Here is a 12,332-nt window from a genome sequence, read left to right as displayed (position 1 = left end):
CCTTGGCCCAGTTTGGTGCATCGCCCCCGATCTGACAATGCATGAAAAATACCTTGACCTTAAAGTTTACTTTAAGGTTATGGTTAGGATAAGTCATTGACCACTCGTTTTGAGGTGCAGGAATGAAAACGTTCAATATCGGCGAACTCTCTGAAAAAAGCGGCGTGGCCAGCCATGCCATTCGCTTTTACGAGCGGGAAAATCTCATGCCAGAGCCTGCCCGAACCCAATCGAATTATCGTCGTTACCCCGAGGATGCGATCGCCAGGCTGCAGTTCATCATCCACGCCAAGCAGTGGGGTTTCACTCTTGATGAGATTCGTGAACTCCTGATGCTTCAGGACGCCAATGGCGACCGTGCCGAGGCCAGGCAAATTGCAAAGAAGCAACTGGAAAAAATCCGGCATCAGATTCAGAGTCTGTCCCGCATCGAGGCCGTCCTGTCTGAAACACTGAAGGAATGCTCCGGTGAGGGGCCGATGGATGGCTGCCCGATTGTTGAAGCTATAGCCCAGCAAGGGTGAAGCTGGCAATCGCCTGCGGATGCATTGATTTAGAGGCACACAGTTATCTGTGCCGAGGAGCTAAACGGGTATGCAACGAATAGAAATTCGTGTTGATGGAATGTCTTGCGCTTCGTGCGTCGGACGGATTGAAAAGGCGCTCATGGGTCAGCGCGGCGTTGCGGAATCCCAGGTGAATCTGGCGACCGGAAAAGCCACCGTGAAATTTGACCAGCCGGCCACGCCGGCCACGCTAATCGACTTGATTAAGGAGGCGGGTTATCAGCCACGAGTACAGTCGGCTGAAATTCCGGTCATCGGAATGACCTGTGGCTCCTGCGTATCCCGGGTTGAGCGGGCATTGAACAAGCAACCCGGCATGGTCAAGGCCAGTGTCAATCTGACTACCCAGAAAGCGTTTGTGGAGTTCCTGTCTGACACCTTGTCAGTGCCGCGAATTCATCAGGCTATCCGCGACGCAGGGTATGAACCTCAGGAGCCGGACGCCAATAGCGAAACGGAAGAGCAGGACAGGGAGGGCATCGACCTCCGCCGGAAAGTGATCTTCGCTGCGGTGTTGACCATTCCGGTAGTTCTGATTGCCATGGGTAAGATGATCCCCGCTCTTGAATCTCTATATTCCAGCCTTTTGCCCCATCGGGGGTGGATGGCTATTGAGTGGCTACTAACCACGCCGGTGTTGTTTTATGCCGGATTGAGGTTTTTCCGGTCCGGGTACACTGAATTGCGCCATGTCAACCCTGGCATGAACAGCCTGGTTATGATCGGCACCAGCGCTGCCTATTTCTACTCCGTCGCAGCACTGCTGGTTCCAGGATTCTTTCCCGCCGGTACCGCCGAGAGTTATTTCGAGGCAGCGGCAGTAATCGTGACGCTCATTCTGCTGGGACGCTACTTTGAGCACGTCGCCAAAGGCCGGACGTCGGAGGCAATCAAAAAACTTCTGCAATTGCAGGCCAAGACCGCCCGTGTCATTCGGGATGGGGAAGCCGTCGAAGTGCCCATCGAAGCCGTGGTACCTGGTGACCGTATCCAGGTGCGCCCGGGAGAGCGGGTTCCTGTTGATGGCGTGGTGGAGGAAGGCCAATCCTACGTGGACGAGTCCATGATCAGCGGCGAGCCCGTTCCCGTGGCCAAACAGAAAGACGCCGAGCTGGTGGGTGGAACCATTAATAAGAACGGTTCCCTGACGTTCCGGGCTACGAGGGTCGGTGCGGACACCGTTCTGGCACAGATCATCAGAATGGTGGAATCGGCCCAGGCTGATAAACCCCCGATTCAGGCGCTGGCCGACAAGATAGCGGGAATTTTCGTTCCCATTGTGATTGTGCTCGCGATTCTGACGTTCATCACCTGGTTCAGCTTCGGGCCCGAGCCGGCCCTGTCCTTTGCCTTCGTCACGACGGTCAGCGTACTGCTGATTGCTTGTCCCTGCGCGATGGGACTGGCTACGCCAACAGCCATTATGGTCGGAACCGGTAAGGGCGCCGAAATGGGCGTGCTGTTCCGCAAAGGCGCGGCCCTGGAGACACTGTCTCGGATGGACACCATCGTCCTCGATAAAACCGGCACCCTGACTCGGGGCCAGCCTGAGCTGACAGATTTCATACTGGTGGAAGGCCGCGAGGATGAGGTCCTGGCCTGGGTTGCGGCTGTGGAGACCGAAAGTGAACATCCCATCGGGGAAGCCATCGTCAAGGGCGCAAGGGATCGGGGCCTCACGTTACCCGCGATCAGTGAATTCCAGGCGGAGCCGGGCTACGGCATCCAGGCACAGGTGGCCGGACGCCGGATCAATGTGGGCGCGGACCGTTATATGCGCCGCCTCGGTATCGACCTGGCCAGCGTCGCCGACGATGCGGTGTCACTTGCTGAAAAAGCCAAATCCCCGCTGTATGTTGCCGTCGACGGACGCCTCGCCGCGCTGATTGCCGTGGCCGATCCGCTCAAGAACGGCTCGGTGGAAGCGATTGCTGCGCTCAAGTCATCAGGGCTCAGCGTGGCCATGCTCACCGGTGACAACCGCGCCACCGCCGAGGCGATTGCGCGGCAAGCCGGTATCGAACGGGTGCTTGCGGAGGTATTGCCGGACCAGAAAGCGTCCGAAGTGAAGCGCCTGCAAGAGGAAGGTGCCCGGGTTGCTTTTGTGGGTGACGGTATCAATGACGCACCGGCCCTGGCGCAAGCCGATGTGGGTATCGCCATCGGCACCGGTACCGACATTGCCATCGAGGCCGGCGACGTGGTTCTGATGCGCGGCGACCTCCGGGGCATCGTGGATGCTGCAGCGCTCTCCCGGCGCACCCGCAAAACGATTCTTGGCAATTTTGTCTGGGCCTACGGATACAACCTGGCACTGATCCCCGTGGCCGCAGGTGTTCTGTTCCCGTTTACCGGTTATCTGCTCAACCCCATGCTGGCTGCGGGTGCCATGAGCCTTTCCAGTGTGTTTGTGGTGACCAATTCCCTCCGACTGGGCCGGTTCAAATCCGATAGCGGAAGCTCCGTGGAGAGCAGTATCAGCGAAAGCGGAGCCGCACAGGCCAGTGTCTCGTAAGAGGCCTGGCACACACAGAATCAGGAGATTGACATGATGACGAATGAGGCATGCATGTTTGGAATGGCGGGAAGGGGGTTGATATCCCTTTTGCTCATCGTCGCCTTGGTACTTGGCGTCGCAGCCCTCGGCAAGTACCTGTTTTCGAAAAACAGGGACGATTCTGGACGCGCGAGTAAGAACGCCAGAGGAGACTATGACTACCACCCTGAACCATGAATTTCATCGGGTACCCATGGCAGGCATGGGAGTTAGACCGAACGCAAAAGCAAAAGTAGTCGGGGTTCTGCTCTTGCTGGTTGCACTGGCTGCGATCTATTGGGTCATGCTGGAGACCGGAGCATTGACCACCGTGACCAACAAGGCGGCCTTGTCGGAATGGATTGACCAACTGGGGTATTGGGGGCCGGTGGGTATCATTGGCCTGATGATCACGGCCATTGTCCTGAGCCCGATCCCCAGCGCCCCGATCGCCATGGTTGCCGGTGCGGCCTATGGATCGCTATGGGGAACAGTCATCGTAGTTATCGGTGCTGAGGCCGGCGCACTGATCGCTTTCGCCATTGCTCGATCCTTGGGGTACGACGTTATCCATCGCTGGAGGCGGGTACGTCCGGTATTGAATTGGCTGGGCAAGGACCGCTCCCAGGGCGGGTTGATGCTTGTCATTTTTGCGTCGCGATTGGTGCCCTTTATCTCCTTCGATGCCGTCAGCTATGCAGCCGGCCTGACACCGATCGCGTTCTGGCGATTCGTGGTCGCAACTCTGGCCGGTGTTATTCCGACAGCGTATTTGATCACAGCGTTTGGTGGCTTGCTCATGGCATCTGAGTCCGGGGTGGTGACCGGGCTTCTGATCCTGGTCAGTGGCATTACCCTGTTACCGATTGTTGCCAAGCTGCTCATGGCTCGCCTAAGGCACCAGAAAGCGTCCGAACTTGCATGATAGAGGTTGGGTTGAAGGCGCCTTGGCAAATACTCATCCCGCACAGCAGGACAGCTGTTTCACGTCTTTGGTGAAGGTTTGCGCGCAGAGCTTGAGGCCTTCCACCATGGTCAGATAAGGAAACAGTTCATCGCCGATGTCCTGCACGGTCATCCGTGACCGAAGTGCAATGACTGCCGTCTGGATCAGTTCACCGGCTTCCCCGGCTACCGCCTGCACCCCCAGCAAGCGTCCCGAATCGCGCTCGGCCACCATCTTAATAAAGCCATGGGTGTCGAAATTCACCAGCGCTCGCGGCACGTTTTCCAGATCCAGCAGACGGGTGTCCACATTGTAGCCCTGCTTGAGCGCTTCGGCCTCTGTCAGGCCAACTGTGGCGACCTGAGGGTCGGTAAACATCACCCCCGGCATGGCGCTGAGATCCAGGGTGGCCTCGCCTCCCGTCATGTTGACCGCAGCCCGGCTGCCCCCGGCAGCGGCGACGTAGACAAACTGCGGCTGATCGGTGCAGTCACCGGCGGCATAGACACCGGGGACCGTGGTTTGCAGTTGCCCATCCACCTGAATCGCGCCACGGGAGGTTTCCACACCGATGCCCGCCAGGTTCAGGTTTTCGGTATTGGGTATCCGGCCGGTCGCCACCAGCAGTTGATCAGCTCGTAAGGTACCGGCATTGGTCTCGATAACGAATTCATTGTCGGTATAGTCCACACGGCTGGCCTGGGTCTGCTTGAGCACCTCGATGCCCTCGCGCCTGAACGCCGCCTCTATGGCCTCACCGACGGCGGGTTCTTCACCGGATAGCAGGCGGCTGCGGGCCAACACGGTGACCTTGCTATCCAGCCGGGCGAACGCCTGAGCCAATTCCAGGGCAACAAAACCGGCGCCGATAACGATCAGCCGTTCAGGCACAGTAATTAATGCCAGCGCACTGGTGGAGGTGAGATAAGGCGTCTCAGCCAGCCCCGGTATCGACGGCTCTGCGGGGCGGGCGCCAGTGCCAATAAAGGCGCGATCGAAATGGACGTTCTGCTCGCCGCCCTCGTTCAACTGGACCACCAGGTTATTGCCATCGACAAACCGGGCTTCACCGTTCAGGACCGTGATTGCCGTCTGGTCGCGCAGAATCCCTTCGTACTTGGCGTCGCGCAGTTCCTCGACACGCGTCTGCTGTTGCTGAAGCAGTTTCGCCCGGTCCACCTTCGGTATCTGGGCGCTGACGCCCCCGTCAAATGGGCTCTCCGTGCGCAGATGCGCGATATGCGCGGCACGAATCATGATTTTCGACGGCACGCAGCCGGTATTCACGCAGGTACCACCAATAATGCCGCGCTCGATCAGGGTGATGCGGGCGCCACGCTCCGCGGCCTTCAGGGCAGCCGCCATGGCTGCGCCGCCGCTACCAATCACAGCGATATGCAGGTTTTTGTCACTATTCATTCCGAGTTCCTTGAATTACTGGGGCATTGTCACGGCAGGCGCCGAGTCGCGTGTAACAGAGGGCGCCTGGAGTCCTTTATCACAACTCACTTACTGTCCGTTTCCAGGGATTTCAGGGTGGAGGGATAGCCGACATCGCCCGTTGCCTGGGTTAAGGCTTCCACCGATGTTCGTGTGTCGTCAAAGGTAATCATGGCTTCTCGATCCGGATAGCTCACGTCGACTTGTGAAACACCGTCCACCTTGTTCAAGGCCAGCTTGATGGTAATGGGGCATGCGGAACAGGTCATCCCCGGAACCGAAAGCGTCACTGTCTGCATGGCGGCCCAAGAGGGCATGCTGAGCAGGGCGAAAAGCAACGTCATGGCAAAGCGCATTTTCATGGGACAATCTCCTTTCAATAAAACAGAGGAAGAGCATAGGGAAACAACAGGGCGACCAGTATCAGTGCCGTTACTGCCCAAAAGATCACCTTATAAGCCGTTCGCACCCGTGGTACGGCACACACTTCACCGGTTTGACACTGTTCCACTGGCCGGAAGATTCGACGCCAGGCGAAGAACATGGCCACCAATGCAACGCCGATGAAAATCGGGCGGTAAGGTTCAAGAGCCGTGAGGTTGCCCATCCAGGCACCGGAGACACCCAGCGCGACAAGTACCAGCGGTCCGAGGCAGCAGGCCGAAGCCAAAAGGCCCGCAATACCTCCCGCAGCCAAGGGGACACGCCCCGATTTGGAATTCGACATAACGCTGACACCTTTCATGGTTTCATTCGATGAGATAAGATTACTTCCGTAGTCAGCTACGGAGTCAAGGGGTATGCCGGATAAAGCGAATTCATTGACCATCGGTGGCCTGGCGAAGGCTGCCAACGTCCATGTCGAGACAATCCGCTATTACCAGCGGCGACGTCTAGTACCGGAGCCGGAACGTCCTCCAGGTGGTATTAGGCGCTATGGTCCAGCTGATATCGAGCGGTTAATGTTCGTGAAAACGGCTCAGCAGCTGGGCTTCAGTCTTGTCGAAATCAGTGACCTGCTACAACTTGAAGATGGCGCTCACTGCCAGGAGGCCAGCGCTCTGGCCGAGCACAAGTTGCGGGACGTGCGTGAGAAAATCGACCAACTGGGGAGAATCGAGAAGGTACTGGGCGAGATGGTTGAGCAGTGCCATGCCCATCCGGACAATATTACGTGCCCATTGATTGCATCATTGCATGAGGGGGGCAATGGGGGAAACGATCAACGTGAAAGAACATGATTTTCACTCGACTGAGGGCTCGAGGGAGAGCGGATGTTTTATCCCCGGATAGTCCCCACACCCAAGCTTCTGAGGAACTTATGTGCGCCGCCAACATCTTGCTCTGGTAGCCGCATTGGCGGATACGGTGATGGAGCGTGTCTGTTTGCACCTCCGTCAATGTAGGTTAAAGTGGACGATTATCTTCCCACGCGGAAGATGTTTTAGCTGTTCTGTAATCAGGATATCAGTGCGATGACCACACGGCTTATGGGACTGGCAGTACTACTGCTCGTGGCTCTTCTCCCCGTTGCACAGGGAGTTGCCGCGACCTCTTTTGAGGCGGAACCCATGGCCGAGGCTTGTGTCATGTTGCCAGACACCCAGGTGATGCATGACTGCGCCGGGCTCAATGCCGAGGGCAGCTGCAGTAGCCCGTGTTCAACGTCCCATGTCGGGAAATCTGCAATTAGAGACTCGGTAGTGCTGTTATCTTCCCCCTGCCCGAAAGGCTATTATTCTCATTCCGGCCGTGTACTTTCTGGCCCAGACCCTTTTCCTCCCAAGTATTCAACAGTGTCCTGAACCTTTGATTACCAGAGGCTTTCGCTTCGAGTGCCTGTCGTTTGGCCTTGCGCGGTAGACCACCACGTAGGCAGCTTTGCTGGTGATTTTATCGACTGATGAATACATGAAAACGGGAACGTATCTGTGATGTCATTCTATCTGGAATACCTGGTGCGCGGCATGACCGTGCTCTGCCATAAGCTTTCGGGTTTCAGCGGGACGCCAGGGCTGCTGTACAAGGATTCGAGCGGACAATGGCGGGGCCAGACTGGTGTGCCCAGCCAGGAAGCGCTCGGCAGGATGCTGGGAGTCACGGAGTAATGGATCAGTTGCCCTCATTACTCATTGCCGGCCAGATCATGATGGCGGTTATGGCAGGTCTACTGCTGAACCTGACGCCCTGCGTGCTGCCCGCGATCCCCATCAAGGTCCGGACCATCCTGCGGGAGGCGGGCGGCCAGAGGTCCCATCGGGTGCTGGCCGCGCTGGCATTCACGGCCGGAACACTCACCTTTTTCCTGACGCTGGGCGGCCTGACCGCACTGCTGCAGTGGAACTGGGGCACGTTGTTCCAGTCAACGCTATTCGTGGCCGTCCTGGTTGCGTTGATGGTCGGGTTTGCGGTGATTACCTGGCTCGATCTGCCCATCCCCGTCCCGACATTCGCCGCCTCGGCGCATGGCCGGCGTTACTTTGAAGCCTATGTATCCGGGCTGTTGAGTGCGATCCTGGCCGCGCCCTGCGCAGGCCCTTTCCTGGGGGGCGTACTGGCCTTTGCCGTTACCCAGCCGGCGCCGGTCATCATGGGGATATTCGGCAGTATCGGGCTGGGGCTGTCGTTGCCCTATGCGGTACTGATGCTCAGGCCCGAGTGGCTGAGTCGTTTGCCCAAGGCGGGCCCCTGGACCGTAGCCATTCGTGAAGTGCTCGCGCTGATATTGCTGGCCGCCGCCGTGTTTTTCAGCGCGAGCCTGGTGCCCAAAGCGGTATACCCCTGGCTGTGGTGGGCCTGGCTGGCGCTGGTGCTGGTCTGGGGTCTCCGCCGTTTCGTTCAGGGGAACGGTGCCGTGCGCGTGATCACTGCAACGGCGACAGGCCTTGCCTTGGTGGTGACAGTGGTATTCGCATCTCCGTTGGGCAGCGGCGAAGACGAGCTTGTCTGGCAACCCTACTCAGCAGAACTCCTGGCGGACACAAAAGCCCGTGGCACGCCGTATTTGCTGGAGTTCACTGCCGATTGGTGCATCAACTGCAAGGTCCTGGAGCGCACCGTGTATAAAGAGCCCGCTGTGGCTGAAGCCGTAGCGCGGGCCGGCATGGTGCCGATTCAGGTGGATGTGACAGCAAGCGATCCCGAAAAAGACGCATTGTTAACCGCGACGGGTGGGCAAGCTTTGCCTTTTGCGGCGATTTTTGACGCTGACGGCACCGTTGTCGCCCGTTTCACTGGGCTCTTTGATACCGACAGCCTGGTCGAGGCGATCAACCGCACCGAGAATTCACAACCCTAGATACTGGAGATGAACCATGACAACCCAAGCCAAAGTATTGCTGACCGGCATAGCGGTTTTTCTGATCGCGATCGCGGCGTTCATGTTGATCGGTACCAATTCCGGAAAGGCCCCTGGCTCAGCCCAGCCTGAACAAGCCAGTTCCGACCCCCAGGCGCCAGTTGCCCGCACGGGGTTGGCAGATTCTTCCGATAAGGTCCGCCTCAAGCTTGCGGAAGGCGGCAAAGCCCTGATAGGGGAGACCGGTGAAATCGTTCTGACACTGGACATTGAACCGGGCTGGCACGTGAATGCGAATCCAGCCTCCATGGAGTTTCTGATCCCCACCGTCGCCAAGTCTTCGGCTGGCGGCCAGTCGCTCGATATTCCGACGGAGTACCCGCGCGGCCGGGTCAGTGACATTGTGCTGGGTGACACCGCCCTGGAGGTGTACGACGACGGTGCAAGCATCCGGCTGCTGCCAGATGAAAAACAGACCGCCGCGCTGAAAGAGGCAGGCAAGCTTGACATGACAGTGCGGGTGCAGGCCTGCAGTGACGAGGGCATTTGCCTGGCACCAGCTGACCTGCCCGTTGCGCTGAATCTGGACGAGACCAAGCCACAATAACCCGGGACTCCCTTCGGAAAACAACTCAAATGGAGAATGACTGTGAACAGTGTATTCAGAGTATTGCTGATTGCCATGGTTGCCCTGGGTAGCACCAATGCCATGGCCCATTCCATGGAGGATGTTGAGGCCTCGTTGAACGAGAAAGAGCGGTATGCCCAGTTTGTGGATCAGCCGGCCCCTGAATTTGATCTTACAGGCGTTGATGGCAATGCCCTTCCCTTGCCGACTTAAACGGCAAAACCGTTGTGCTCAATTTTCTCTACACGCGCTGTACCGAGGCCTGCCCTTTTCATATGAACCTGATACGGCAGTTGCAAACCGGGGTTGAAGAAGAAGGGCTGAGTGAAGAGGTGGTGTTCATCACCATTGCCACGGACCGGGAAGATGTTGCCGGGACCCGGGACAACATGCGCGCGTATGGCGACAATTTCGACCTGAACCCCGATAATTGGCACTTTCTGTACCGGGGCGAAGGTGAACCGCCCGGGTTGACGTCGGAGCTCGCCAAAGCCTACGGCGTTCAGTTCAGGGATACGGGCGAGGGGGTACAGGTCCATGGTGTGGTAACCCACGTGATTGACCCGGAAGGGCAGATGCGGGCCCGGTTCCATGGATTGAAATTCAAGCCTGAGCATCTGGTGACCTACCTGACGGCCATTGCCAAAGGCCCCAACGCGGCAGCCGGTGATGGGTTCTGGGGCCGGCTGCATGGGCGCATTGAAGCGTTGCTACAGAGCGAGTAACGCGTGGGGCGCCATGCGGGCAGCAAACCGACCACTTTAATCAGGAGAAATGTCTAATGAGTCACCAGCGCATATCCGCCGCCCGTGGAATCGCCGTAGTCCTTTTCGCGCTTGCTATTTCCATAGCCGCTCCAGTTATGGCTGCAGGGAAAGTTCCGAAGTCCGTGGGGCCCCAGGGGTTCCTGATCTGGGAGTCCCCTCGCACTCTGCCCGAGCTGGCTTTTGAGGACGAAGACGGCAGGCCGCTGACACTGGCTGACTTTAAGGGTAAGGCGATATTGCTCAATATCTGGGCGACCTGGTGCCTGCCTTGCCGTGAGGAAATGCCGACGCTGGACTCACTTCAGGCTCAACTGGGCGGCGAGCAATTTGAAGTGGTCGCGCTGTCCGTTGACCACGCAGGCATCAGTGTTGTTGAGAAATTCTACCGGAAAACAGGCATCCAACATCTTCGCCTGTATATTGATCCGTCGACACTGGCGACCTCAACACTGGGCATAGAAGGTGTTCCTACAACGCTGCTGATTGATCACGACGGTCGCGAAATTGGCCGTCTGGTCGGTGCCGCGGAATGGGACAGCCCGGCCATGGTGGATTTGATGACCCGCACCATTGAAGGGGTTCCGGACTGACTGGATTTACGCAACTGAAAAGGCAGGTGCGTAATGCTTCAAGCTACTGCTGCATGTTTCCTTCGCTGAGCCCGTCGAGAACCCCGCAGGCCTCAATTTCCCGATCATCGTTACAACTTGCTCGCAGCGACACAAGTTGTTTCTCCAGTACCTGCAGATCGGTTATCTGAGACCGTACCTGAGCGATGTGATCATCAAGCAAGGTGTTGATGGCCCTGCAAGGCTGATGGGGCGCGCCCTGATAACGCTGTAACTCGTGAATTTCAGCGAGTGACAGCTCAAGTATTCTGCAGCGCCGGATAAAAGCCAGTCGCTCAACATGCCGTTCAGTGTAAATACGGTAGCCGTTGTCCTGACGATCCGGCGGTGGTAACAAGCCCTCTCGCTCATAGAAACGGATGGTCTGGGTGTCAACCCCTACGGACCGCGCCAACTGACCAATGCGCATCGGGTGTCTCCTCAACAAATGGTATCTGCTCTATTGACCTTATAGTGACTATATAGTTTTAAATCATAATCCGACAATACCCAAGTGGAGCCGTATCATGAGTAAATCCTGTGAAGACGCCTGTGGCTGCGACGCAACACCCGCCGAGGGTAATACCGGGTCGGGGGCCTCTGAAGCGTCCGGCAACTGGATCAGTGTGTATACCGTACCGAAGATGGATTGTCCTTCGGAGGAACGGATGATTCGACTGGCCCTGAATGGTTTTGAAGACATTCGCGGGCTGTCCTTCGACCTGTCTGATCGGCGGTTGAAGGTTGTGCACGATGGCGAGGCTGAGCCTATCACCGCGAAGCTGGCAACCCTCGGGCTGGGAGCTTCGCTTCAGGAAACGGCCGCTGCCGACCCTGAGTCAATCAAGGCGCTCGGGGGTACGGCTATCTCGGCCGAGCAGGAGTCCGGCACCCTGCGTTGGTTGCTCGGTATCAATGCCGTCCTGTTTGCGGTGGAAATGACGGCCGGCCTGATCGCCCAGTCTACCGGACTGATTGCAGAATCCCTGGACAATTTCGCCGACGCGGCCGTGTATGGGCTCGCCCTGTATGCGGTTGGGCACAGCGTGAAAATGCAGGTGCGTGCGGCGCATCTCGCGGGCGTACTCCAACTGATACTGGCTGTGGGCGCACTTGCAGAGGTGGTGAGGCGCTTTGTCTTCGGCAGTGAGCCGGAGTCGCTGGTAATGATGGGGATTGCGTTCATCGCATTGATCGCCAATACCACCTGTCTGCTGTTGATATCCAAACATCGGGAGGGCGGTGCCCACATGAAGGCGAGCTGGATATTCTCAGCCAACGATGTGGTGATCAATCTGGGGGTCATTACCGCTGGCGCCCTGGTGGCATGGACTGGCTCCAATTACCCGGACCTTATCATCGGCAGCATCGCGGGGATTATCGTACTCAACGGTGCCAGGCGCATCCTGGCGCTTAAGGGTTAAACAATGTCCATCGTTGCCAAAAAACTCTTGCCGTATGGCCTGCTGGCTATTTCGGGCCTGATTGCGGCGTCTGATCAGGTTGTAAAATGGTTGGTCCAGCAGTCAATGGCGTATGGCGA

General features: G+C 57.7%; 15 protein-coding genes and 1 pseudogene. 12 read left to right on the top strand and 4 right to left on the bottom strand.

Translation table 11 applies throughout. The annotated features are described in order from the left end of the window. Positions 1-122 precede the first annotated feature (122 nt). The 3 genes from B2W52_RS00650 to B2W52_RS00640 all read left to right on the top strand — a co-directional run bounded on the left by B2W52_RS00650 (position 123) and on the right by B2W52_RS00640 (position 4,027). Positions 123-524, top strand: coding sequence for a MerR family transcriptional regulator (locus B2W52_RS00650; protein ID WP_273071338.1), 402 nt, complete (start codon positions 123-125; stop codon positions 522-524). A gap of 70 nt (positions 525-594) precedes the next feature. Beyond that, on the top strand, positions 595-3,081 hold the full coding sequence (locus tag B2W52_RS00645; protein ID WP_104270598.1) for a heavy metal translocating P-type ATPase: 2,487 nt from the start codon (positions 595-597) through the stop codon (positions 3,079-3,081). Positions 3,082-3,277: 196 nt separating this feature from the next. Beyond that, positions 3,278-4,027, top strand: a complete 750-nt coding sequence (locus B2W52_RS00640) for a TVP38/TMEM64 family protein (protein WP_104270597.1) — start codon at positions 3,278-3,280, stop codon at positions 4,025-4,027. Positions 4,028-4,060: 33 nt separating this feature from the next. Here the strand turns inward: B2W52_RS00640 and merA are convergent, their stop codons facing one another. From merA to merT, 3 genes are all read right to left on the bottom strand, one after another. Continuing rightward, entirely contained in the window at positions 4,061-5,467 is a 1,407-nt protein-coding gene (gene merA, locus B2W52_RS00635; RefSeq protein WP_008173739.1) for a mercury(II) reductase, read from the bottom strand. Positions 5,468-5,553: 86 nt separating this feature from the next. Beyond that, the gene (gene merP / locus B2W52_RS00630) at positions 5,554-5,850 is read right to left on the bottom strand and encodes a mercury resistance system periplasmic binding protein MerP (RefSeq protein ID WP_008173740.1); all 297 of its coding nucleotides are present in this window, start codon (positions 5,848-5,850) and stop codon (positions 5,554-5,556) included. Between the two features lie 14 nt (positions 5,851-5,864). Beyond that, positions 5,865-6,215, bottom strand: coding sequence for a mercuric ion transporter MerT (gene merT / locus B2W52_RS00625; RefSeq protein ID WP_008173743.1), 351 nt, complete (start codon positions 6,213-6,215; stop codon positions 5,865-5,867). Between the two features lie 73 nt (positions 6,216-6,288). Here merT and merR point away from each other — a divergent pair, with 73 nt between their 5' ends. From merR to B2W52_RS00590, 7 genes are all read left to right on the top strand, one after another. Continuing rightward, positions 6,289-6,729, top strand: coding sequence for an Hg(II)-responsive transcriptional regulator (merR, locus tag B2W52_RS00620; protein WP_008173749.1), 441 nt, complete (start codon positions 6,289-6,291; stop codon positions 6,727-6,729). Between the two features lie 693 nt (positions 6,730-7,422). After that, positions 7,423-7,596, top strand: a complete 174-nt coding sequence (locus tag B2W52_RS00615) for a hypothetical protein (protein WP_008173750.1) — start codon at positions 7,423-7,425, stop codon at positions 7,594-7,596. After that, a complete protein-coding gene (locus tag B2W52_RS00610; protein ID WP_008173751.1) occupies positions 7,596-8,786 on the top strand; it encodes a protein-disulfide reductase DsbD family protein in 1,191 nt (396 codons plus the stop codon). Before B2W52_RS00615 ends, B2W52_RS00610 begins: the two co-directional genes overlap by 1 nt. A gap of 16 nt (positions 8,787-8,802) precedes the next feature. After that, the gene (locus tag B2W52_RS00605; protein ID WP_286800984.1) at positions 8,803-9,393 is read left to right on the top strand and encodes a protein-disulfide reductase DsbD domain-containing protein; all 591 of its coding nucleotides are present in this window, start codon (positions 8,803-8,805) and stop codon (positions 9,391-9,393) included. 42 nt (positions 9,394-9,435) lie between these two features. Continuing rightward, complete coding sequence (locus B2W52_RS00600) at positions 9,436-9,627, top strand: hypothetical protein (protein ID WP_286800983.1); 192 nt, start codon at positions 9,436-9,438, stop codon at positions 9,625-9,627. 14 nt (positions 9,628-9,641) lie between these two features. Beyond that, the gene (locus tag B2W52_RS00595) at positions 9,642-10,139 is read left to right on the top strand and encodes an SCO family protein (protein ID WP_286800982.1); all 498 of its coding nucleotides are present in this window, start codon (positions 9,642-9,644) and stop codon (positions 10,137-10,139) included. A gap of 56 nt (positions 10,140-10,195) precedes the next feature. Next, positions 10,196-10,771, top strand: a complete 576-nt coding sequence (locus B2W52_RS00590; RefSeq protein WP_286800980.1) for a TlpA family protein disulfide reductase — start codon at positions 10,196-10,198, stop codon at positions 10,769-10,771. 43 nt (positions 10,772-10,814) lie between these two features. Here the strand turns inward: B2W52_RS00590 and cadR are convergent, their stop codons facing one another. Beyond that, positions 10,815-11,219, bottom strand: coding sequence for a Cd(II)/Pb(II)-responsive transcriptional regulator (cadR, locus tag B2W52_RS00585; protein WP_273071347.1), 405 nt, complete (start codon positions 11,217-11,219; stop codon positions 10,815-10,817). Positions 11,220-11,316: 97 nt separating this feature from the next. On the opposite strand from cadR, the gene B2W52_RS00580 reads away from it, so the two are divergent. Continuing rightward, on the top strand, positions 11,317-12,213 hold the full coding sequence (locus B2W52_RS00580) for a cation efflux transmembrane domain-containing protein (protein WP_286800978.1): 897 nt from the start codon (positions 11,317-11,319) through the stop codon (positions 12,211-12,213). 3 nt (positions 12,214-12,216) lie between these two features. Then, positions 12,217-12,332, top strand: a pseudogene (locus B2W52_RS00575) (signal peptidase II); the annotation flags it as partial.

It is taken from the genome of Marinobacter sp. UBA2498 (assembly GCF_002341575.1).
Lineage (GTDB): Bacteria > Pseudomonadota > Gammaproteobacteria > Pseudomonadales > Oleiphilaceae > Marinobacter > Marinobacter manganoxydans.
The sequence above is the reverse complement of the archived record's forward strand: the minus strand, read 5'-3'. Positions and strand labels throughout refer to the sequence as shown.

Coding starts and splice junctions, on each gene's coding strand:
- B2W52_RS00650 (WP_273071338.1), top strand. CDS start 123: ATGAAAACGTTCAATATCGGCGAACTCTCTGAAAAAAGCGGCGTGGCC.
- B2W52_RS00645 (WP_104270598.1), top strand. CDS start 595: ATGCAACGAATAGAAATTCGTGTTGATGGAATGTCTTGCGCTTCGTGC.
- B2W52_RS00640 (WP_104270597.1), top strand. CDS start 3,278: ATGACTACCACCCTGAACCATGAATTTCATCGGGTACCCATGGCAGGC.
- merA (WP_008173739.1), bottom strand. CDS start 5,467: ATGAATAGTGACAAAAACCTGCATATCGCTGTGATTGGTAGCGGCGGC.
- merP (WP_008173740.1), bottom strand. CDS start 5,850: ATGAAAATGCGCTTTGCCATGACGTTGCTTTTCGCCCTGCTCAGCATG.
- merT (WP_008173743.1), bottom strand. CDS start 6,215: ATGTCGAATTCCAAATCGGGGCGTGTCCCCTTGGCTGCGGGAGGTATT.
- merR (WP_008173749.1), top strand. CDS start 6,289: ATGCCGGATAAAGCGAATTCATTGACCATCGGTGGCCTGGCGAAGGCT.
- B2W52_RS00615 (WP_008173750.1), top strand. CDS start 7,423: ATGTCATTCTATCTGGAATACCTGGTGCGCGGCATGACCGTGCTCTGC.
- B2W52_RS00610 (WP_008173751.1), top strand. CDS start 7,596: ATGGATCAGTTGCCCTCATTACTCATTGCCGGCCAGATCATGATGGCG.
- B2W52_RS00605 (WP_286800984.1), top strand. CDS start 8,803: ATGACAACCCAAGCCAAAGTATTGCTGACCGGCATAGCGGTTTTTCTG.
- B2W52_RS00590 (WP_286800980.1), top strand. CDS start 10,196: ATGAGTCACCAGCGCATATCCGCCGCCCGTGGAATCGCCGTAGTCCTT.
- cadR (WP_273071347.1), bottom strand. CDS start 11,219: ATGCGCATTGGTCAGTTGGCGCGGTCCGTAGGGGTTGACACCCAGACC.
- B2W52_RS00580 (WP_286800978.1), top strand. CDS start 11,317: ATGAGTAAATCCTGTGAAGACGCCTGTGGCTGCGACGCAACACCCGCC.